The sequence below is a fragment of the [Micrococcus luteus] ATCC 49442 genome (assembly GCF_010367585.1).
Taxonomy (GTDB): Bacteria; Actinomycetota; Actinomycetes; order Actinomycetales; family Micrococcaceae; genus Arthrobacter; species Arthrobacter luteus_A.
This window is the reverse complement of the sequence record NZ_JAAAXP010000001.1, coordinates 1,179,179-1,200,435: the sequence shown is the minus strand read 5'-3', so window position 1 is coordinate 1,200,435 and position 21,257 is coordinate 1,179,179. Positions and strand designations below refer to the sequence as shown.

Annotated in this window: 12 protein-coding genes and 2 pseudogenes; 6 read left to right on the top strand and 8 right to left on the bottom strand. The window is 62.4% G+C overall.

Annotated features, from left to right (window positions below; translation table 11 throughout):
- Positions 1 to 295: 295 nt before the first annotated feature.
- From GUV69_RS05550 to GUV69_RS05535, 4 genes are all read right to left on the bottom strand, one after another.
- Entirely contained in the window at positions 296 to 3,352 is a 3,057-nt protein-coding gene (locus tag GUV69_RS05550; protein WP_164200463.1) for a tetratricopeptide repeat protein, read from the bottom strand.
- Positions 3,336 to 3,818 (bottom strand): hypothetical protein, encoded by a 483-nt coding sequence (locus tag GUV69_RS05545; protein ID WP_164200461.1) that lies wholly within the window; start codon positions 3,816 to 3,818, stop codon positions 3,336 to 3,338. The genes GUV69_RS05550 and GUV69_RS05545 overlap by 17 nt, the downstream gene beginning before the upstream one ends.
- Before the next feature lie 88 nt (positions 3,819 to 3,906).
- The gene (locus tag GUV69_RS05540; RefSeq protein WP_164200459.1) at positions 3,907 to 5,130 is read right to left on the bottom strand and encodes a hypothetical protein; all 1,224 of its coding nucleotides are present in this window, start codon (positions 5,128 to 5,130) and stop codon (positions 3,907 to 3,909) included.
- Between the two features lie 962 nt (positions 5,131 to 6,092).
- Positions 6,093 to 6,626, bottom strand: a complete 534-nt coding sequence (locus tag GUV69_RS05535; RefSeq protein ID WP_164200457.1) for a hypothetical protein — start codon at positions 6,624 to 6,626, stop codon at positions 6,093 to 6,095.
- 842 nt (positions 6,627 to 7,468) lie between these two features.
- Between GUV69_RS05535 and GUV69_RS05530 the strand changes: the two genes are divergently transcribed.
- Positions 7,469 to 8,398 carry a PASTA domain-containing protein gene (locus GUV69_RS05530; RefSeq protein WP_208786591.1) on the top strand — a complete coding sequence of 310 codons (930 nt, stop codon included), beginning with the start codon at positions 7,469 to 7,471 and terminating at the stop codon, positions 8,396 to 8,398.
- A 153-nt stretch (positions 8,399 to 8,551) separates the two neighbouring features.
- On the opposite strand, the gene GUV69_RS05525 is transcribed toward GUV69_RS05530, so the two are convergent.
- The 3 genes and pseudogenes from GUV69_RS05525 to GUV69_RS05515 form a co-directional block, all read right to left on the bottom strand.
- Positions 8,552 to 8,920, bottom strand: a complete 369-nt coding sequence (locus GUV69_RS05525) for a hypothetical protein (RefSeq protein WP_164200453.1) — start codon at positions 8,918 to 8,920, stop codon at positions 8,552 to 8,554.
- A gap of 9 nt (positions 8,921 to 8,929) precedes the next feature.
- Positions 8,930 to 9,070 (bottom strand): hypothetical protein, encoded by a 141-nt coding sequence (locus GUV69_RS05520; protein ID WP_164200451.1) that lies wholly within the window; start codon positions 9,068 to 9,070, stop codon positions 8,930 to 8,932.
- Between the two features lie 20 nt (positions 9,071 to 9,090).
- Positions 9,091 to 10,377 (bottom strand): annotated as a pseudogene (locus tag GUV69_RS05515) (IS3 family transposase).
- A 52-nt stretch (positions 10,378 to 10,429) separates the two neighbouring features.
- Here GUV69_RS05515 and GUV69_RS05510 point away from each other — a divergent pair.
- Together GUV69_RS05510 and GUV69_RS05505 are read left to right on the top strand one after the other, a co-directional pair.
- Positions 10,430 to 11,574, top strand: a pseudogene (locus GUV69_RS05510) (IS1380 family transposase); the annotation flags it as partial.
- A gap of 322 nt (positions 11,575 to 11,896) precedes the next feature.
- The gene (locus tag GUV69_RS05505; protein WP_164200449.1) at positions 11,897 to 15,343 is read left to right on the top strand and encodes a P-loop NTPase fold protein; all 3,447 of its coding nucleotides are present in this window, start codon (positions 11,897 to 11,899) and stop codon (positions 15,341 to 15,343) included.
- 202 nt (positions 15,344 to 15,545) lie between these two features.
- Here GUV69_RS05505 and GUV69_RS05500 read toward each other — a convergent pair whose 3' ends face one another.
- On the bottom strand, positions 15,546 to 16,112 hold the full coding sequence (locus GUV69_RS05500; RefSeq protein ID WP_164200447.1) for a recombinase family protein: 567 nt from the start codon (positions 16,110 to 16,112) through the stop codon (positions 15,546 to 15,548).
- An 800-nt stretch (positions 16,113 to 16,912) separates the two neighbouring features.
- Between GUV69_RS05500 and GUV69_RS05495 the strand changes: the two genes are divergently transcribed.
- From GUV69_RS05495 to GUV69_RS05485, 3 genes are all read left to right on the top strand, one after another.
- A complete protein-coding gene (locus tag GUV69_RS05495; protein WP_164200445.1) occupies positions 16,913 to 17,113 on the top strand; it encodes a hypothetical protein in 201 nt (66 codons plus the stop codon).
- A 599-nt stretch (positions 17,114 to 17,712) separates the two neighbouring features.
- Positions 17,713 to 19,809, top strand: coding sequence for a M36 family metallopeptidase (locus tag GUV69_RS05490; RefSeq protein WP_164200443.1), 2,097 nt, complete (start codon positions 17,713 to 17,715; stop codon positions 19,807 to 19,809).
- Entirely contained in the window at positions 19,806 to 21,116 is a 1,311-nt protein-coding gene (locus tag GUV69_RS05485) for a M1 aminopeptidase family protein (protein ID WP_164200441.1), read from the top strand. Before GUV69_RS05490 ends, GUV69_RS05485 begins: the two co-directional genes overlap by 4 nt.
- Positions 21,117 to 21,257 lie beyond the last annotated feature (141 nt).

Below are 21,257 nucleotides of genomic sequence, written 5' to 3'. Positions count from 1 at the left end.
GTGGCGGCACCTCGCCACCTGATCTGGCGGAGACCTTGGCTGTGCTCCTGGTGTCGCGTTGGGTCATCGTCGACTTGAGCTGCTCACTCGCCATCCGGCCCCCGTTCGCGGGCCTGGACTTTGACCAGGACGATCGAAACCTGGGCTGCGAACAGTGCCACCAGCCGGATCAGCCGGTGCGTTGCCGCATTGGGCTGTGCCCAATTGATCTTGATGGCGCCAAAGGCCAGCTCTCCGGAAAGAATAGGATCACTGACGCAGCAGCGTAAACCAGCTCGTCCGGGTCATCTGCAGGTCATTGAGAAGGGCTTTCAGTCGCACCCGGCAAACCTGCTAGTACGCCCAAGGCGAAAGCAAGATCTCTCTCGTGAGTAGCGGGGTCCGCCGCGGCCAGTTTCCGGTATATCTGGACGGCCTCTTCTCCGGGGATCACAGCCTTGTTCGATTGTTCTGTTTGGGCAATCACGAGTGCCAGCGCCGTCAAGGCCATGGCAAGGACTGGCTCGTGAGTAGCGGGGTCCGCCGCGGCCAGTTTCCGGTATATCTGGACGGCCTCTTCTCCCGGGATCACAGCTTTGTCAGGCTGCCCTGTCAGGGCAAGTACATCTGTCCATGTGCCTAGGGCCAAAGCAAGGACATCTAACCTCAGATTGTTCGCCGCCGCCGCTTTCCGAAATAAGCGGACGGCCTCTTCTCCTGGGGCAACGGCTCTGTCGGGTTGCTCCGTCTGAGCCAGACAATAGGCCAAACTATGTAGCGCAGCCGCCAAGCTTAGTTCGTAATTTGCCGGATCGTCCGCTGCGAGCTTCTGGTAGATCTGGACAGCCTTTTCTTCGAGGATCACAGCTACATCCGGTTGTCCGCCCTGGGCGGATATATCCGCCATCTGAGTTAACGCCGAGGCGACGGTGGATACTTCGTCGATTGGCCAATTGACCAATCGCAGGTAGACGTCGGCAGCTTCCGCAAGGGTCTGCAGGGCTTCGGCCCCTCGCCTTGCGTTCCCCAACGCATTAGCCAGGTTGGTCAGGACGCTGGCGAGGAGGCGCTCATATGCAGCGGGTCTAAACGCGGCTAGTCCCCGCGAAATTGCTGCGGATTTCTGGATCGAGGCCAACGCATCATCAAATTGCTGCACACCCATTTGACAAAGCCCCAGGATGTTCAGGGCCTGTGCGAGCTCAGCTTCATGGGCCGCGGGGTTAGCGTCTGCCAGTCGCTGATAGAGGTCGGCGGATTCCTGAGCCGCGGCCAACGCTTCGTCTGGTAGGTCCAGCTCCCCAAGCAGGTTAGCGAGGTTGCCCAGGACCAGAGCAAGGCCGCGTTCATAGGCGGCTGGATTCTCTGCGACCAGCCGCCTATGAACGCGAACGCTGGTTTTTAGTGGCGCGAGGGCGTCGGAGTTCCGCCCACTCTGCCAGAGTCGGTTGGCGAGACCGTTTAATGATTCGGCTAGGCCCGGGTCGTGAAGGGAGGGATCCTCCTCAGCCAGCCACTGGCGTATCCGAACAGCCTCCTCTATAACTTCCAATGCGTCATCGACCAGTCCAACTCCGGCGAGACGGGTTGAGAGGTCATTTAGGGTTCTTGCCAAGTCGGCTTGGTTCGCGGCCATATCATCCGCCGTGGGGAAGCGCAGCTCCAGAACGTCTTCCATAGCCCGCAGGGCTTCTTCCAGGCGACCGACCCTAGCCAGAAGGGGCGACAATGCGCTCAAAGAAGTGGCCAGGTCATGTTTGTGGGCAAGGGGGTCAGTGGCTACCAACTCCCTTTGCACGTGGACGACCTGCTCCAGCAGCGTCAGTGCGAGTCCATCCAGGATGGCATTGGGACGGGATGGCAGGGCTTCCACGGCTGCGGACAACGCATTTGGATCAGGGGCGATAACTGACGCTGCCCTCTCCAGGGCTCCGGCAACGCTGGTACCGCCCAGCAGCAGGGCAAGATCCCTCCCTTCAGCGACCTGCTCGGCGGCAATACGGCACAGGCGTGCCAAGTTACTGCTCAGGACGGGCCGGGCGGCATCCGCGAACTTGTTGTCGCTGGCCGCAATTCGCGCATAAGTCTCCAAAGGCTGGATGAGGCTCTCCGGGTGCTCCCGGTCAAGCACAGCTGCCAGTACCTGGGGGAATCCCGCGAGGGTGCTGCTGACCAGATATTCGCCAAGGAGGTCCGGTTCCAGCGGATTCCACCAGTACGGCCCGGGATACAGGCTATGGGCCCATCGGGCAACGCTGTGGCGCCGTTCAGCTGATTCTCCGGCGAAGTCGGGGAGTTGGCCGAGTATGAGGGCTGCTTCTGCTTCTGCTTCTGCTTCTGCTTCTGCTTCTGCTTTTACTCCTGCTCCGGCACCGGCGAGGGTGGCCAAGGCGACGACCCGGCGTTGCAGGGTACCCTCAATGCCCAGTTCCTTGGCACGGCTGTTCCAGTATTCCGCTTCGTGTTTGGTTAGTCTTTCCAGTAAATCCGGAGGGGCGGGCGGGAGCTTGGGGAAGGGATTCGGCGGATCCCCTGAGGGGTGCACGGCAAGATAGGCGGCTATCACAATGAGGAGGGGAGTGGTGAAGGTTTTTCCAGTCAAGTCCGGGACTGCGACATCGGTCAGACTGACTGCGCGATTCGCCCGCTGGGCGAATGCTGCGGATGCGGCGTCAAACAAAGCACGGCGGTCGCTGGGTGTCGGCGGTGTTTCGTCCAGGATGCGCACGGTGGCTTGGTCAAGCACAGATTCGAGCCAGTCGCTGCCGCCGCGCAGGGCCTCGGTCCAGTCACTGCTGTGGAGCGGGGCGGCACGGATGAGCAGCAGGACCCGGATTGGGTACTGGCCGCTGGCGGCCCGTTGCAGCTCCGGCAGTACGATTTCGAGCTGCTCAATACGGGTTTCGGCGTAGTCGATAACTACCAGCCGGGGGTTGGGAGCGTCGTATAAATCCCTGAGGCCAGCATCGTTCCCCTCCCGTGGCAGCAGGCCGGAAAGCCACCCGGCCCGGGCCACGGTCCGTTCACAAAGTTCCACGCCCAGCCTGGTCTTCCCCGTGCCGCCCCGGCCGCCAACAATGCAAAGCGCGAAGGGAACCGGTGTGCCGATCCATTCCGACAGGGCAGCCAAGTGCCCGGCTCGGTCGACATAAGGAAGGATCCCAGAACGGGCCCTAACTAGGCGGGCAGGAGATTTCACGTCTAGTCCGACGGAGGCCGTGGCCGGCTCCAAGGCAACATGCCAGGACCTTTCACTGTCCTTCAGTGTGAGGTTAATGGTCGAACCGGCGACGTTGCTGATCTGTACGTTCTGGTTGCCCTGGATCCATTGGCGGTCGAGTTCGTCCGGCACTTTGTCAGTTGCCTGTTGCACTGTGGCGCCCCGGTGAGTGGGGCTCACCTCTATCACCGGCCCGGGCGATTGTAATGGTGGATCCGTGGATGTTGGCGTTCTGCACGTTGTCATCGCCGATCGCGTTTTGCCTAACACCGCTTATATCGGCACCCGATTCGCGGGCTTGGTTAACGAGATTTTCCAACTCTGCTTTGAACGATGGATCATGCTGGGCTTTCTTCGCGATGACCTCTGCCAGGGCATTCTGGAGCTTCGCGCTGTCATAACCCTCTTCCACCTTAACCAAGGCTGCGGCACCTTGCGGTTCCTTGTCCGGGGCGAAGCGGTCTTTCATCCATTCCACTACCTTGCCCACGGCGCCGGTAGCAGCATCAACGGCACGCCCACCGGTTTCTTCGCCAGCCTTCTCTGCCATCTTCGCAAAAAAACTCGCCACCAAAGAGGCCGCCATGGTTCCCAACAAAAGTGGATCCACTTCGATCAACTCCCCTTTCGAGATTTACCAGCAACACTAGCGCCGGCCACGGCGCAACGACAGGTTTAGCTTCCTCTCACGTGGTAGGCCCCAGGGTTTACCCGATCGTGACGGGGTCCTTCGCCGCGGTAGCGAAGGCCGGGCGGTAGCCCTGTAGCTCATTGGCGAGCTCAGCGAATTCGAGCTGGAAGATCCGTCGAGGCACGCAGGGGTGGCAGGTAGTCTGCACCCCTGGCTGCAAGATCGTCAGGCAGGTGTAGAGCTCATGGCCTCGGGCATCGATGGCGCTGACGCACACCTCGCAGTCTATAGTCTGGCCCAACTGGCCCGTGATGCAAAGCTCGCGGCCGACGAGCTTGTAAGAGATCGGACCATCGGGTCCGGGGACATCGCCGCTATCGCCGTCCAGCACGTGGCCGCACAGACACCACTGGTAATCGATCGGAAACGGGGCCAGACGTGGCCAGGCTTCGATCACACCGTACCAGGCCACCTCCGACGTCGTGCAGCGTGCGCAGTCGGCCGAGATGTACTTCTCGACCGGCCCTCGCTCGGCCACCCACCAACGCTGGGTAAGGTCCAACTGAGCAACGGGGTTGTCGTAAGTAACCCACTGAAGTAATAGCCGCCCGTCGAACGCGTTGCGCCAGGCCCGACAGCGCACCAGCCGTCCGTCGCCCGTGCGGATGCCGAACACGAGCTTGCTGCCGATCGAGAACGGACCCAGGTCCGCGAACGCGGGGATCATCGATAGCGGGATGCTGGTGCCAATCAACGGAAGCACCGAGATCGCTAGCGGGTCGAGCGACCCGTAAGTACGCCCGGTGACCGAGAGCCTGGCTGCGCCACGGGTTGAGAGTCCTGAGGCCGGATCCCACACCAAATCTGTGCCGGGTTGTGGCGTGCCACTGGTGGTGCCGGCGTCGAAGTCGAAGGAGAGCTTGCTGACCGCGGTGCGCGAGCTGCTGTTGCGGACCGGCACAGAGGGTGTCCGGGCGATTGTCCCTCGCAGCTCAAGGTCGTCGAGCACCAGCGAGGTCATCTCCAATCCGCTGCCGATCGGCCCCAGGGGGATCGAGGAGAACGTGCCGAGCGACCCGGAGATCCCTGAGGAGATCATGCTGTCGGCCACCCCCTCAACCAATGACTCGGTAATGGCGAGCACCACTGCGGCGACGATCACACCGACGATGCCGCCGAACAAACCTCCCAGACCGAGACCGACTAGCCAGACCCACCACTCGAGGTCGACGTCGGTGTTGACGGTCGGAGTGGTGGTGGCGATCGCGATTGACCCCGAGGCATCGATCGAAAGGCTCACGAAGAACCTGAAATTGGAAACGGCCGACCACCCTGTGCCGCTGGCGGTAGCCCGGCCGTCGACTCGGATCCTGTTGCCCTCGATGAAGGCGACCAGAGAGGTGAGCGTGCCCGTGCCACCGGGCGCTGGGATGGACCGGTTCAGCCGGAGGGGGGGTGTCGAAGTCGGTCACCGGCCGACCGAGGGATGTGGCCACCTGGCCACGCATCACCTTGGCTAGAAGCCAGGTGTTGCTCATCATCACCAAGCTTGAGCCCCCAGTGGGGATCATGTTGCTCGTGATGTTGTTGATGTTGCCGCCGGTTTCGCTAGACATTCGGACGCCGAAGGCAAGGCAGTCGCGATCGGCCGCACTAAGGTCGTTCACGGTGGTGACGGCGAAGTCGAAGATCGTGGTCGGACTGGTGTCGTCGGCGACCGGAACGAAGGGGGTCAACATCACCCGCCGCACCGTCGATTGAAGCTGGGCGAGAACGAGACCGGCCATGGTGTTCTCTGCCTGGGTGATCGTCATTCCCACGGCGGCAAGCAGCGGACCGAGCAACGTCTCCGACGCCGCGTCAAAGTCCACGTTGACCGCCGGAGCGCCGGCTGTGAAGTCGAGGGCAGCCGCCTGGCTATCCGCTTGGCCGACGATCTGCACGGCGTCGACGATGACGATCGTCCCCCCAAGAGGGGCGACGGTGAGCGGTGCCGGCGCCGACAACGCGAGCTGAGAGTTCGCGAACGGCAAGGTAAGGCCAATCCGAGGTCGAGGCCGGTCCAGGTCCAGCGTCGGGACTTGGAAGTTGATGTCGGCGGTGCCGGTCGCCCCACCCATGGACACAGGTAAGGACAGCGAGGGCGGGAAGACCGTCCCACCCAAAAATGCCGCCGCCAGCTGACTACTGAGTTCCTGTTCCGAGATCTGGACAAGCATGTCGAAGCCCGATGTGCGGTCGAGTGCCATGGGTCTCTTCCTCCTAGCAACCCGGGTCACCGGCAGTGCCGGTGACATCAGCGTCTGGTGTGTCGTGAGGGCGCTTGCTCGGACGAATGTCCCCGATCTTGCCGCGCGTGGTGGCTGAGACGGTTAGCGTCGAGATCGCGGCACCGGGAGGTAGGACTGCCTCATCGCGAAGTGCCCCGTGCGAACGTGAAAGCGCCTTCGCTTCAGCCCGGCTCAGCTCCACGCCGGCCCGCTCAAGCGCGACCAGCGGATCGTGAATGAACTTCTCAGCGTTCGCCTTGTCCTTGGCCAACCAGCCGATGACCGCCGTGTTGGCCTTGACCAGCTTCTCGACCAGATCAGCCGGGAAGGGAATCGGCCGGACGGCGTACGGCCGATCACCGCGGGGCGAGCATTCTTCTCGCTGAGGTTCCTTGAAGAGGTCACGCCCCGGGACGATCCGGATTGAGACCTTGCTGTCGAAGCCGGCTTCAATCCGTACCCTGATAGGCCGACTGGTACCGCTGTCGGCGTTAGTCGTCTGGTCAGCATGGTCTTCGCGAGTCACTTGAGGATGATCGCCACTGCACTTTTCGCACATCGTATCTCCTCGATCTGTAGATCTCTGATGTTGTTTATTTACAGGACAGTCCGTTACTAACGCGTTATTGGCACAAGTTGAGCAATCATTCGCCTGGATCGATTACTTTCTAGCCCAGCGGGCTATCGCTGACCTCCGCGCTCTACGACTTCAAAGGGGCGATCAGGTTGTCAACAATTGACCTTCGAGGGAGAAATCGGCCCTGTTTATGCCTCACTGAACCAAAGGAGACATACGTCTACGCCAAGGAGGACGTATGGTGAACGGGTAAGCCTAAGTAATCCGCGTGCGGTTACGGAACCGCTCACAGACCGGCACCTTGTTCCTTCTCCTCTAACAAACCGCTCAGAGAATCTGAAGCACTGCCTTCCAAGGTCAAGGGCCATGAACATGAAGTGCGGCAGGTCATCCGACATCGTCCTCCTGGCAGTCCAGCAGCATCTGCCGTTCTCCTAAAGCTCAATCAGCGCAGGACTGCCCGTGCACACAAACGCCCCAATACGTACATAAGGGCGGGGGAGTGTTCCACTAGCAGTGTCCCGGTGACAAGGAAGTGGGACACTGCCATCCGGCCTGCCTGTTCTTCGGGACTGCAGGGCCGGGGCCGCCGCCCGAGGACACAATGCCAGTGAGAACATCGCTCTCGGTGCCCGGGCACATAGGATGAGCGCACGTGGGCGCGGGGCAATAAGGGGGATGTTGTGAAGTTCAGGATGATTGGTGTGGCTGCGGCCTGTATCGGATTGCTGCTGACTGGGTGCGGTACGCCAGCCGCTGAGCCGGCAGCTTCGCCGACGCCGACCAAGACTGTGAAGCTCACGAAGGTCCCCGATGTAGCGGGCAAGCCCTTTGCGGAAGCCCGCGACCTACTCTTCAAAGCCGTCATCAAGTACGAGGCTGTAGGCAGTGACGGTGTGAAATTCTCCGAGAAGCCCGATGATCTCTCCGTGGTTGTTAGCTCCAACCCGTCCGCCGGCACAGAGGTCGAGGCTGGGGGAACAGTGGCCCTGAAGCTGGAGGGCACCCAGGCGGAAGCCACCGCGGCGGCGGCCGTGAAGGAAGCCGCGAGGGTCCGGTCGCTGCGGTACAGCTTCAAATGCTCCGCGTCAGAGAGTGCCATCACGGCAAAAGACACAAAGTCATTCACCAAGCTCCAGGAGATCTGGGCCTCCCCGGATTTCGCTCGGTTCAAGTCGTGCGATCTCCGGGTCGGTGGCAAATGGTACATGGACCGGTATGACCTGGAGCCCGACGAGGCCGCTGTAGTGAAGCAGATCGGCGCCGACGGCGGCGACGCGAGTGCACCTCAGATGGCATACGGGAGCGTTTTGCTGCTCTGCGCCATCCCGCCCAAAGACGGGTGGGACAACAGATACGGTGAATACCCCACAGGCCCGAAAACCAAGGCGGTGGCCAAGGCCGCGGCCGCAATGTGCCCGGATGCTCCTTTCGCGGCAGAGCTGGTCAGGGTCGCCGGCGGTGTTCCGCCCGCACCCAAAACTGCGATGGGCGACGGCACTTTCGTCGTCGGCAAAGACATCGCCGCGGGCGCTTACCAGGTGGCCGTACCGGCGGGGGCCAACGGCGTACACGGCTGCTACTGGGAACGCACAACCCCCCAGGGTGCGACGATCGAGAATGACTTCATCTCGTTCGCGCCCCAGGGGCCGGTGGTCACCGTCTTTGCAGGTGAAGGGTTCGTCAGCCGGGGCTGTGGAAACTGGAGCATGATCGGCTGACCTCGCCTGGGGGAACGGCGTGTTGTAGGTCGGTTCCCCCAGCCGGCTGCAAGGAGTCGACGAGCAGTACCACTGGGCCCGGGCCGCGATACTCACGTCGGACCCCGAGAGAACTAAGGAAGTGGAACGGGCGCTGTCACCCAGAGGATGTGTTTAGTAGTCGGGTTCAGGGGAGTATTCCTCGTCCTGGAATTCGATGTCTATTTCCAGTCCTGCAATGCTGACTTCTACTTCGTCGGTCAGCTCCAAACCACACACGTTGCATTCGAAATGCAGGACATGGAGTGTGCTCCAGTAGGTTGGTCCGCTTTCGTCGTACTCGGTTTCGCCGGCGCCCCTGTCTGCTTCGCCTGCCGCCCATCCGTTGAAGCCGCAGGCGGGGCATTTCATTTTTTCGTTGTGGTCTATGTGAGTTCGCCAGTAACCCTCCATTGAGGACAGTATTCCGTTTGCGGCCGTGGTGGGCAGGCTGGCCTGGAGTTCGGCTACGCGAACACGGGCGGCAGCAATTTTCGCACGCACCACTTGTTGCTATTCGAGGGCGTCGGCTTCGACCATTTCCGGAGCGATAGTGGAGAGCTCCTTGCCCCACCAGCTCAGTGCCGTTGCGTTGTAGTGGAGTCGGACGTGTTCAGCGAAGCGAACCATCGGACGTATGGCGCTTCGCAGCATGTCTTGAACCGTCCCGGGAATCATGCCGCCTGTTTGTTGGCGGCGTCGTCGGGTAACGGGCCGGTTTGTAGATCATTATATGTTTGCTCAAATTCCTCTGGCGTCTGGTGATCCAGGGCGGAATGCAGGCGTTCGTTGTTGTACCAGTGGACCCACTCGAAGACGATCTCCATCACGTCGGTTTCGGTCTTTAACGCCCCGCTGCGGAACGGTGAGTCCTTCGCGACGGCCTCATTCTTGAACAGCCCCATCACGGTCTCGGCGGCTGCATTGTCATAAGCATCACCCACGCTGCCAATGGACGGCTCCAGGCCCTCCAGGGCCAGGGTGTCCGTGTAACGGATCGAGGTGTACTGGCTTCCCGCATCTGAGTGGTGAATCAGTCCCGCCGGTGCCGGCCGGCCGGTGTGTTCGCGCCGCCACAGGGCCATCCGCAGGCAGTGTTCAACGAACGCGGTGTCCTTGACGGTTGAGGTTTCCCAGCCCACGATCGCCCGCGAGTACAGGTCGATGACCAGGGCGACGTAGACGAATCCGGAGTAGACCGGGACGTAGGTGAAATCAGTGACCCAGATCCGGTTCGGGGCCGGGGCGGTGAAGTCCCTGTTCAGCAGGTCGCCGGCGCGGCGGCCGTCCTTGCCCGGGATTGTGGTGCGGGTCTTGCGGCCTCTGATGAGGCCGTTCATTCCCTCTTCGCGCATGAGCCGGTCCACGGTGTGTTTGGAGGCTTCCGGAAAGCCGTTACGGCGCAGCCACTGCCATTTTCCGCCGTCCATAGATGATCTCGGGCCGGGGGCGTCCCTTCGCGTCGGGAACTTTCAAGGCCCGGAGCGCATCGGTGATGCGGGCGTCTTCGATGGTGCGCAAGGCTGGCAGGCGTTTCTTCCACGCCCGGTAGGTTCGTGCGGCGACCTGCACCCCCTGCTCCCGCAGGACTGCACAGACCGACTCGACCGCATAACCTTCAGCCCGCACTTCGTCGATGAATCGACAAATCAGCGGCGGCGAGGGTCGAGCTCCCTCGCGAAGAAAATCGAAGCTTGTTTGAGGATCTCGTTGGACTCTTTCAAGTCCCGCACCTCAGCCCGGAGCCGCTTGATTTCCTCCAGCTCGTCGCTGCTTGGTCCGGTCTTCTCACCGGCATCGACCTGGGCCTGGACAACCCAGCGGCGCAGCGATTCAGGGCCGACTCCGAGCTTCGGCGCCAGTGCCTTGCAAGCAGCATAAACGGACGGGTATTCGGACAACCGATCCAAGGTCATGCGCACTGCACGGTCACGGACTTCCGGCGGGAACTGCTTGGGCATAATCACTATCTTTCTCACAGAAGATAGCGGCATCAAACTCGGGACGGTTCACGCGACAGTGTCCCGGTTTTTCGAACGCACCGTCACGGACCCGGAGCTGTTCGGCTACGGCTTTGAGACCCTCACCCGGGAACTGCGCACCCGGGCCTGGAACGCCGCCGGGCAAGGAACCCGGCACTGGCCGCGACCGCCGCAGACCCGCTCGTCATCGACATCGACGCGACCCTGGTGACCTCACACTCGGACAAGGAAAACGTCGCCGGCACCTACAAACGCGGCTACGGATTCGCCCCCTTCATCGCTTCCTGTGATTACGGTGCCGGCAACGGTTCCGGGGAAATCCTCGCTGCGGTGCTGCGCCCAGGCAACGCCGGAGCGAACAGCGCCGAGGACCACATCCGGGTCTTCCACACCGCCACAGCCCAACTTCCTGAGAGCTTCTTTACCGAGACCGGGGCCCTGGCCGGGGAGAAGATCCTGGTCCGGACCGACAGTGCCGGGGCTTCCCGGAAGTTCCTCTGGCACCTGCACAGCCTCGGCGTGCAGTTCTCCACCAGCTACACCCTCCCGTTCGGCAAGGCCCACATGGTCCACTGGATCAGCGACAAACAGTACTGGCAGCCGGCCCTGGACCAGGGCGGAAACGACCGCACCGATGCGTGGGTCATCAACGCCACCGACGTCATCCCGCTCACCGATTACCCGCCAGGCACGAAACTGTTCCTCCGCGCCGAGCCGCTGCACCCCGGAGCGCAGCCCAGTCTGCTCGATACCGACGGGCACCGGATCACCGCGTTCCTGACCAACTCACCCCGCTGGCACGGACCTTTCCTGGACCCCCGCCACCGCGCCAGGGGACGGTGCGAGAACCGGATCAAAACCCTGAAAAACACCGGCCTGGGCAAGCTCCCGTTCTTCGACTTCGCCGCGAACCAGGCCTGGGCGAACATCGCCACCCTGGCCTTCAACCTGGTCTCCTGGATCCAGCTCACCGCTCTCCCGGACGGCCACAACGCCAAGGCCTGGGACATCAAACGCTGGCGCTACCGGCTCTTCGCGACCGCCGGGAAAATCATCACCCGCGCCCGCCGCAACCAACTCCTCCTGCCGGAATCAGCGCCGGAGAAAGACCTTCTGAAACTGCTTCTGGAGAACACGAATCGCCTTAGACAAATTCTGCCTCCCGGCTCAGGCTAAGCAGGCACTGACCAATCCCGACGAGCAGCCCCATCACCGGAAGTGGAACCGGCGCCAAACCAGGCGATCCAATGGGCCACTTCAGTACGCCCGAAAACAGAAAACAACCCCAGACCAACCCGGCGCCACACACTACCGCCCCTCACCGGCCATTATGAAAAATCGAGGCTAGACGCCTTAGCGTGCGTTTACCCCGCCCCATGACGACGTGGCTGCAGACACCGATGGCTAACCCATCGGTAGACCCTGCTGTCATTGACGATCATTCCGAAGGCGGACATGCTGAAGAGTAATCGTTAGGAGGCCACATGGGCGGCACTCAGTGACGACGGCAGAGCCCAGCTCGTCCGCCGAACCGGCATGGCACGACTCCGCTGCCGACCTCATGTTGGTTGGCCTCCCGCTCGACCCTCGGGACTGGCCGTTCATCGGGATTATCATGGCCGACGACCGCGCGGCACGAGGGTTCGCGGTGCTGGTGAATCCCACGACGGCAATCACAGAGGTGCCGGTGAGCGGGACAAGCATCCGCGTGTGCCGAAACAGTCATCGCCTGCAGCTACGTTCCGAAGAAGATGGGCTGTGCGTCTGGACCATCGATCCGCCAGCGAACTTGACACCCGATCAACGGCCACCGTTGGTCATATCCAGGGGGACGGCTGAATGCACGCTCCTCCAGGTGGACGACAGCACTTACGACAACGCCGGATTTGTCCCTGGAGTCGTTCTCAGCAACGGCTCAGTCTCATACAAGACCGATTCAGAGGCCGGCGTTGTATCCGGGTTCCATTACTCCGAAGACCGGACGGCGATGGGCTCCCCCGTCATCACCGACCTCGGAATCATTGGATTCGCGGGGACGAGCGGCTCCAACTCAAGCGTTACTCTCGCAGATACACCCCAGGCCCTCCTTCTGAACCTCTGGGAAACCTTCGTTCCACGCCGGGAGATGGAGCTCCCATTTAGCCCGGGGGCAAAGGCAATCCTCGACGAGGCATTGCTGCTCCACTCGTGGCGCACGAACCCGACCCCCGCCCCGGCGAGCTTAGTGCTCTGCGCTGCCGTCGTGGAGGCCGCGCGCCGTGACGACGCAACAGTCCTCTCTACATTTGTTGGCAGGCATGGCAAGGCCGGGGAGCTAGGGCTCCGGCTGGGCTTACAGATCCATGAGCGTGTCCCGGGGGCCGGGTACGTTGAGGCAGCCTTCCCGCCGCCCTTCATCGATCTGGTGACTCGCGCCGCGACCCTGGCCGACGATCTTGGCAGTGAGGGCATCCACGCCCGCCACGTTCTCGCTGCCGCCGTCATCGACGACGAATCCCTGACAGGCAGCCTCCTAACCGTTCTCGGGAGCACGGCACCGGAACTGCGACGAACACTGCGGGATGTCGTCGACACCGCCTCGCCGGAGGACGACTCCGCCGTCTGGGACGCTTTCCTGACGTCGACCGTCGCGCCGCTCGATCTTGAGGGCGGGACAACCGCAGACTTCGTCGACCCAACTCACGCTTTCCCGCTCGATCGCGACACACTGGGCGTCGCAACCTACGTTCGGATGCTAGCGGACCTGATTGCCAGCCGACAGACGCCGCAACCGCTCTCGGTCGGTCTCTTCGGCGCTTGGGGATCCGGCAAAAGCTTTTTCATGGGCATGCTTCGACATGAGATCGCGCGACTTTCCAAGGAGAGTCCAGCACGCCACTGCTCTGAGATCGCCCATGTGACCTTCAACGCCTGGCACTACTCCGACACAAACCTCTGGGCCAGCCTCGGCGACGAGATCTTTAGGCAGCTTCTGGGCCCGGATTCCGTAGGCGAAACCGATATTGAAAAGCTCAAGAAACAGCGGGCGCAACTCGCCCATGACCTCGAAACCCAGCGCGAAGCCCGTGTGGAACTCCTGCAGGCGAAGAATCGTGCGATTACGGAAACCGCACAAGCGCGCACCGACCTTGTTGCCGCGCGCAAGAGCAGCGCTAAACAGAAGGTGCACCTTCTGTCAGTCGCTAGGCAGTCCCCGATCCTCCATGACGAGCTCGACAAGGCGTTTCGCAGCCTCGGTGTGAAGGACCTGGTCAGCCAGGCGGACGCCCTGGCAGACGCCGTCAGTGATTCCGTTGACGACGTGAAGGCACTGGCTGCAATGGCGCGGAATCGCCGCGCCCGCTGGTTTCTGGCAGCCGGCCTGGTGGTACTGGCCGTTACAGCGGTCGTGTCCTTCTTTGCGCCCCGCATGGCCGCCACATTCGGGATCGCCGGAACCTCGACGCTTCTAGCAGCCGGGATTTTGGCGGCGAACTGGGCACGATCGGGACTGCAGATGCTGCGGAAAGTCGCGGATGACTTACAAACATCCGACGCTAAGGCCCGGGAAGCGGCAACTCTACCCGCGCTGGACGCCTATTGGCGGGCGAAGGCACGGGAGGAGAGCGTAGGGGCGCGGTTGACGACAGTAACCCGGCGCGCTGAACAGATCGAGCATGACCTCAACGAACTTAGGCCGGATGCCCGGCTGTTCAAGTTTCTGCTCGAACGCTCCGAGAGCCCGGAGTATCAAGGCAGGCTTGGTCTCATCTCCATAGTGCGCCGGGACCTCGACCGGCTCGCCCAACTGATGTCGGATTGGCGCAAGAATCCCCGAGAGGGGCGGACACCGATCGACCGCATCGTGCTGTACATCGATGACCTCGATCGATGCGAGCCCGAGCAGGTTGTCGAGGTCTTGCAAGCAATCCACCTACTGTTGGCGCTCGATTTGTTCACTGTGGTTGTCGGTGTCGACCCCCGCTGGATAGTCCGCTCACTCCGGGAGAAGTACCCGGCGACGCTCGCACGCGGTGATTACTTGACCAGCGAAGCTGACGGTGGCGTGACACCCGAGGACTACCTGGAGAAAATCTTCAACATTCCGTTCGTGTTGCCGCGCATGGACCCCGATGCCTTCGGCCGCTTCGTCTCTGCAGCTGTCGACCTTCCGCGGAACAAGGACAATCAACACAACGAGCTGCAGGCGGACCAACAAGCCACTGTCGTACACGAGGCCGCCACGGGACTTCAGCACCACGGCGGACTGAACGCGACCAACGGGACAAGCACGCCAGGAGAAGACACACAGGCAGTGCTGGCGATCGATGCAGCTTCACAGAGCAAGCTTCACCCGACACCGATCGAGATCCAGCCTCAGTCCCCTCTGGCCGCATCGTCTCCGTCCGGAATAACCGCTGTCACGGAACCGCTGAAGCTAAATGACGACGAGAAGGCCTTGCTAAAGGCCGTCGGAGGCCTTCTAGAGACCCCACGCGAGGGCACGAGGGTACTCAATCTCTACCGCATGCTCCGCGCGACTCGCGACCTAAGCCGGAGCCGGGAGTTCCTCGGAAGCGATACTCGTCCTGGCGAATTCCAAGCAGTCATTGTGCTGCTTGCCATGCTCACCGCACACCCGAGCCTAATGGGGGCGCTCCTCGACCATCCGCCGAGCCGGAACCAGGATGACCCTAGGGCTCCTCGGGGCGGAATCCTGCACTGGCATCCCTCCAGCACCTGGGCTGATATCGTCCGAGGAATCATGGTCCCGCCGGGTGCGACGGCCAATAGGATCTGCGAAGTCGAACCGGCTGCTGTGCCCTATTGGAACAGCCTCGGTGCAGGGCTCGAACCAACGCTGGCACTCGTGGACCTGCCTGATTTACGTGCACTCCAGGAGTGGGCTCCCAGAGTGGCTCGCTTCTCATTTCTGCTGCTCCCGATTTCCGGCCAGCACCACTAATTCTGAACCGCCCAGGTTGATAACAGGGGATCGTCGGAGCCGTGAAGCACACAGACATAAGGGCTTCGCGGCGTGTCTTGAAGGGATATTCGCGGCTCCTAGAGCTGCTCCCCCGACCGTTTCTAAACGCCGATAATGGACCTTCCGTCAAGCTACGGCCGGCCCGGCTATGGCACAACGATGGCGACAGCGGGGGAGCGGTTCAGTCCAGTTTGGCGTGGCGCAGGTACTGGTAGACGGTCTCCCTGCTGATCCCGTAGTCACGGGCAAGGATGGCTTTCGGAACACCGGTTTCGGCGCGCTGGACCAGCTCTGCGGCGCGTTCCGGGGTGAGGGTCTTTTTCCGTCCTTTGTAGGCACCGCGTTGTTTGGCCAGGGCGATGCCTTCCCGCTGCCGTTCCCTGATGAGGGAGCGTTCGAACTCGGCGAAGGCGCCCATGACGGAGAGCATGAGGTTTGCCATGGGGGAGTCCTCGCCGGTGAAAACCAGGCTCTCTTTGACGAACTCCACCCGCACGCCTTTGCGTGTCAGGCCCTGGACCAGGGCCCGCAGGTCATCGAGGTTCCGGGCCAGCCGGTCCATGCTGTGCACGACCACGGTGTCCCCGTCACGGGCGAACCGCAGCAGTTCAGCCAGCTGCGGCCTGGCGGTGTCCCTGCCGGAGGCTTTGTCGGTGAAGACCCGGTCAAGAACCTGGCCGTCGAGCTGGCGCTTCTCATTCTGGTCCAGCGTGCTCACCCGCACATACCCGATCCGCTGTCCAGCCACCCTGCGCCTCCAATCCTCGTCCTGTCGGGTTGAGTTCTAGGCCCGTATCAGAAGAAAGTCAAGACACATGGGGTTCCATCCGTCAGGTTGGGGTGTAGATCAGCCGGACAGGACCCTGTGATTCTAGACTTCCAATCGATATGAGGCTTGCGGTGACGATGAGACTACCTGCCGCAATGACGATAGACGTACGCCCAAAGGTCTGGTTTTGCGCCCACGCCTCACTGCGGCTGCCAGAACATTATCCGCCGTGGCCGGGCCCACATCGTCGGCTCGACCGAGTTGGCCTACGCTGCCAGGATCACGCCCCGTCCTCGTTCGCGGCCCTGCAAACGTCCCGGAGCGATCTAAGAGTAACGCCGACGTAACGCCTCGTCTGCTTTCCTATGAACACCTCCCTCAGGGAGGACGGTTAGGCCGAAGAAGTGCCCGGGTTACGGGCTGACAAGAGGAGGATCTCATGGCAGGCGTTCGCGTCTTCGTATCATCAGCCGGTGCTCAATTCATCGGCGGTGGACAAACGTTAAAATTCAGCTTTTTCCAACCCCTAGACGATGCCTTCTGGGATATCTCAGCGGTGCCGACTGGGTCCAACAACAACATCGAGATACTGAGAAAGTTCATCGCTACGGACGCTTCAGGTGTGCGACGTTTGACGTACGTCGTCAGGAACAATACGAACAACCCCACGACTTTCACGCGAGGTGCGATTAGGGCTCCCGAGTGATGACGGGAGACGGCAGATCCGTGCAAACCCCAAGCTTGGCGGAAAGACTCATGACAAATTGGAGGAGAGACTGATGACTAAACTGCATGTGGCGTATACCGAGGACGGAACCATTGTGGGTGCGGCAGTGGAGGGAGGGGACCCACCATCGGAGGAAGCCAACATCAAGGTGGCCGAATTCGATGTACCGAATGACGTCGGAGACCAGCCGTTGGAGCAATACGTGGGCTCTCTGTCAGTTGACACACAGGCTGGGAAACTGAGGCGTAGCTGATCCCAGTGTTGTCCCGGTGACGCAGTTGGGACAGGGCACCGGTGCAGCACGCGATGGGCTGGGTGGTTGACCTGCGCGGAGCGCGGCAGCGACAGAATCAGAGGATTCTGGCCGGTCATTCTGTTGGGTATCTTGTCGGCAGACCCTGCCCGACCACCGAGTATCGGCGGGATTTTTCGCTTTCCCTCAGCCGGTGAACACTCGATCGTCCCGCGCGGAACAGATCCGGGTCTGGATGACATCAGAAGCCATCTACGCGCTGCGGGTCGTGTGTGCCGGTTGGGCTGCACTGACCGCGACCTGTCGGGCTACGGCACGTTCGCCACGTGCGGTTCCAACAGGGCTTGAGCAAATCTGCGCAGTCTACGGGAGGGGCTCGTGATGAAGTTGCATGTGGCACACGACTGGCAATGCTCTATTACGGCCGCTGACGGAGATTCCGCCGGAGCCTACACCGGTCTCACCGCAGCCGAGGTCGAGGTACGTGAGGAGGTCGGTGACCAGCCAGCGGAGCAGTACCTCAGCCGGGTAATAGCCGCTCCGCATGACACCAGCCGAAGTTCAAGTAAGCCCGATAACTAGCCAGGAAGTCGCAGACCATGCCGAACGGATCACTAGATGAGAACGGCGACGTTTATGAGAGCGGCGGTCGCCTCATGAGGGTTCGTGGGGACTACGAACTGCCGCGGTCCGACGCGGAGTCGGAAGCCGCCGGCGATCAGGTGAAACAATTCCTGATCGACCACGCGGAGGAGCTTCGGATACCGGCCGCCGCGGGCCTGACCGAGATGCACAGCGCCACGACCCCGCTAGGCCGGCTAGTCCGCTACCAGCAGCAGCTCGACGGCTTGCCGGTGCTGGAGACCCAGATCCTGGTCGCGACGAACGCCGCAGAGGATCGGATTGTCCAGATTGACCTCGACCGAGAGCCGGAACTCCAGGTAGCACCCGCCGGTGACGCGCCTATCACGGCCGAGCAGGCTCAGCAGACCGCTCTGGAGGATGTCGGCCGGCCCGACCTCCGTGGGGACCCGCCTCCGCCGGCGCAGGCCTACTTTCCACGCGAGGACGGCTTGCACCGCGTCTTCGTTGTCTTGCTTCCCACCCAGAACCCGCCGCATGACTGGCGGGTCATGGTCGACGCCGCTACCGGCGACGTGCTCGACCGGCAAGACCTCATCAAGCACGTCGATGGGTCCGGCCTGGTCTTCGACCCCAACCCAGTCGTGACTGCAAGAGACGCCACACTGCGCGACCCGGACGCGACCGCCGGCGGCTGCAGCTTTACCGGCAGCTCCCGCCAGACGATCGATGCCCAACGGGTCACCCGCACTTTGCGGGAGATCTCGTTCAATGCAGCGACGGGGCGGCACCGACTGTCCGGGCCGTTCGTGGCCATGAGGAACTTCGGGCCCCCGAACACCGTCCTCCCTGAGGAGGCGGATGCCCACGCCTTCACCTATTCCACCGGCGACGTCCGCTTCGAGGCGGTGAACGTCTATTACGCGGTCGATACTTTCCAGCGATACCTGCAGGACCCGACGCAGGGACCCGGGATCACCACCGCCCGGAACTCACAGATCGCGTGTGACCCTCATGAGGGCAGCGGGGCTGCGTTCTACTCACCGATCGACAAGGGGCTGCACTTCTCCAACTCCGGCCCCTGCCTGCCGGACCGTGCCGAAGACGCGCACGTCATGATTCATGAGTACGGCCATGCCATCCAGGACGACCAGGTACCCGGCTGGGGGGCTACCAATCCGGTTACCGGCCGGCGCGAGACCCGCGCTATGGGCGAGGGCTTCGGGGACATGGCGGCGTGCGTCTACTTCGCCGAGCACGGATTCTTGCGCGAGGTCTTCGAGCCCTGGATCTTCGGGGACCGGGGCGGGTTGCGCCGGGTTGACGGGACGAAGGTATACCCGGCGGACTGGGTGAACCAGGAGCATGCGGACGGCGAGATTTGGTCGGCTGCGTTGTGGAACGTCTACCTTGCGATCGGTGGTGCGTCGACGGTCCCGGCCGAGCGACTCGCAGCCCGCAACGCCGTGATCAAAACCGTGACCTTGTCCCACCATCTGCTCGTCGCCTCCTCGAGCATGCCCGATGGCGCTGAAGCCGTGATGCGCACTAACGCGGCCCTGCCGCACTACCGGGGGCGCCACTTGGCGGAGATGCTCAACAGCTTCCACAATCGCGGTCTGCTGGCCGTCGATCCTGCTGCCGATCTTCAGCTCGGCGGCGGGTCGACGACCCTCAGTTCTGGGGATTTGTGGACACGGCAGGCGGACGATAACGGCACGACGCATCAGACGCCACTGCCCGGGCAGGACAACTTCTGCTACGCCCGGGTACGGAATACGGGCGCAGCGAGTGCACGCGCCTTCGTCGTCACCTTCACCATCCAGCCTGTAGCGGGCACGGCGTTCACCTACCCGGCCGACTTCCTGCCGCCGCTATCGGCAGCGTGCGGGTTCGCACTGGCGCCGGGTGCCAGCACCATCGTCAAGGCAACGATACCGGCGGACAGCGTGCCGCCTGCGGCCGCCCAAGGGCTCCTGCTCGCATCGGTATACACCCCCACCGACCAGGCCGAAGCCGGTTCGCACGTGGGCGAGCACGACAACCTGGCGCAACGGCACCTCGGCCCGGCTCCGGCGCCCTCCGATGCCCTCCGACCCGTGCGAACACAGTGAGCACCAACTTCGATCTGGCACCCCCGCCCACGACAGTGGACGGGCTGCTGGCCACACCGATCGATATCCAACATGTTGAAGCTCGCCTGGTGTTCGACGCGGCGAGCTCGTCGGGCACGGGCGAGGCAACCGTCGACTTTACAACCGGAAACCGCGAGGGAAACCCCGTCTTCGATCTCCGCCAGCAGGTGACCGCGGGTTCGCTCGACGGATCACCGATCCCGGTTGTGCAGCTGGCCCATCATGATTTCGGCGGTGGCCCGGACGCTGAACTGCGGATAGTTGAGTCCGTATTGCCCGCCAGGTCGCAACACACACTCCGCCTCGAATACCGGCTCGGGCCGCCGGCGGCGTCGCCGGTGGGCTCCTACCCGCCGGGCATCATTTGGAGTGCCGGCCCTCGGCTCGCCTTCAACTTCGGGTTCACCGATCTCGGCGCGGGGAGATACCTGGAAGCATTCATCCCGGCCAACCTGATCTTCGACCAGTTTTCGCTCACGATCGAGCTCCAGCTTCTGCACACGTCTGTTCCGCACACGCCCATCACCAACGGGTTAGTCACTGTGGTGGCGCCCAACCGGTGGCGCATCACCTTCCCGGCACACTTCACCGCGCTGTCCCCGCTGCTCGAGCTGCGCGCGACCGACACCCTCGAATCCGCGACCGGTACCGTGGACCTGCCGGTCTCCGGGACACAGGTGACCATCGAGGCCTGGAAACTCGTGCGTAGCAACATCTCGCTACCCGACCGGATCGCCGATCTCAAGAGCTGGTTGGCCACCAACGAACAATCCAGCGGACCGTACCGGCACGGATCCCGCTTCACGGCCTTCCTGCACCGGGGCGGTATGGAATACGAGGGCGGAACCACGAGCGGTGTGCCGGCGCTCCGCCACGAGGCATTCCACAGCTGGTTCGCCCGAGGGCTCAAACCCGCCAGCCAACCCGACGCCTGGTGGGACGAAGCCTGGACTGTCTATAACGACAACGGCGCCACGGGCTCCATGCCGTTCAACTTCAGTGAACCCCCGGTGCTTTTGCAGCCGCCGAACCCGTGGGTGCGCGTCACGGCACCGGAGTCCTACGAGCAGGGGAGCCGTTTCTTCGAGGGAGTTGCGGCAGCCATCGGGACGGCAGAGCTGCGCGCGCACATGCGCGATCTCTACACCAACCACAGCGAGCGGCCGACCACTACGAAATACCTGGAGGAGTTCCTGATCACCCGATCCGGTTGCAGGGATCTCGAGGCCGCCTTCCGCCGTTTCGTCTACGGGTTGGCCACTCCGGTGCCGGGCCGTGGGGCGTAATTGCAAGGCGTTGTCCAGAAACACGATCAGGAAGCGAGCCTATTTATGTCCCAAGATTCCGGGCGTGACTACGTTTTGTGGATTGCAGCTGTCGCCGGGGCGGCAATTGGCTATGCCGTTGGATACTTCATAGCTTTTCAA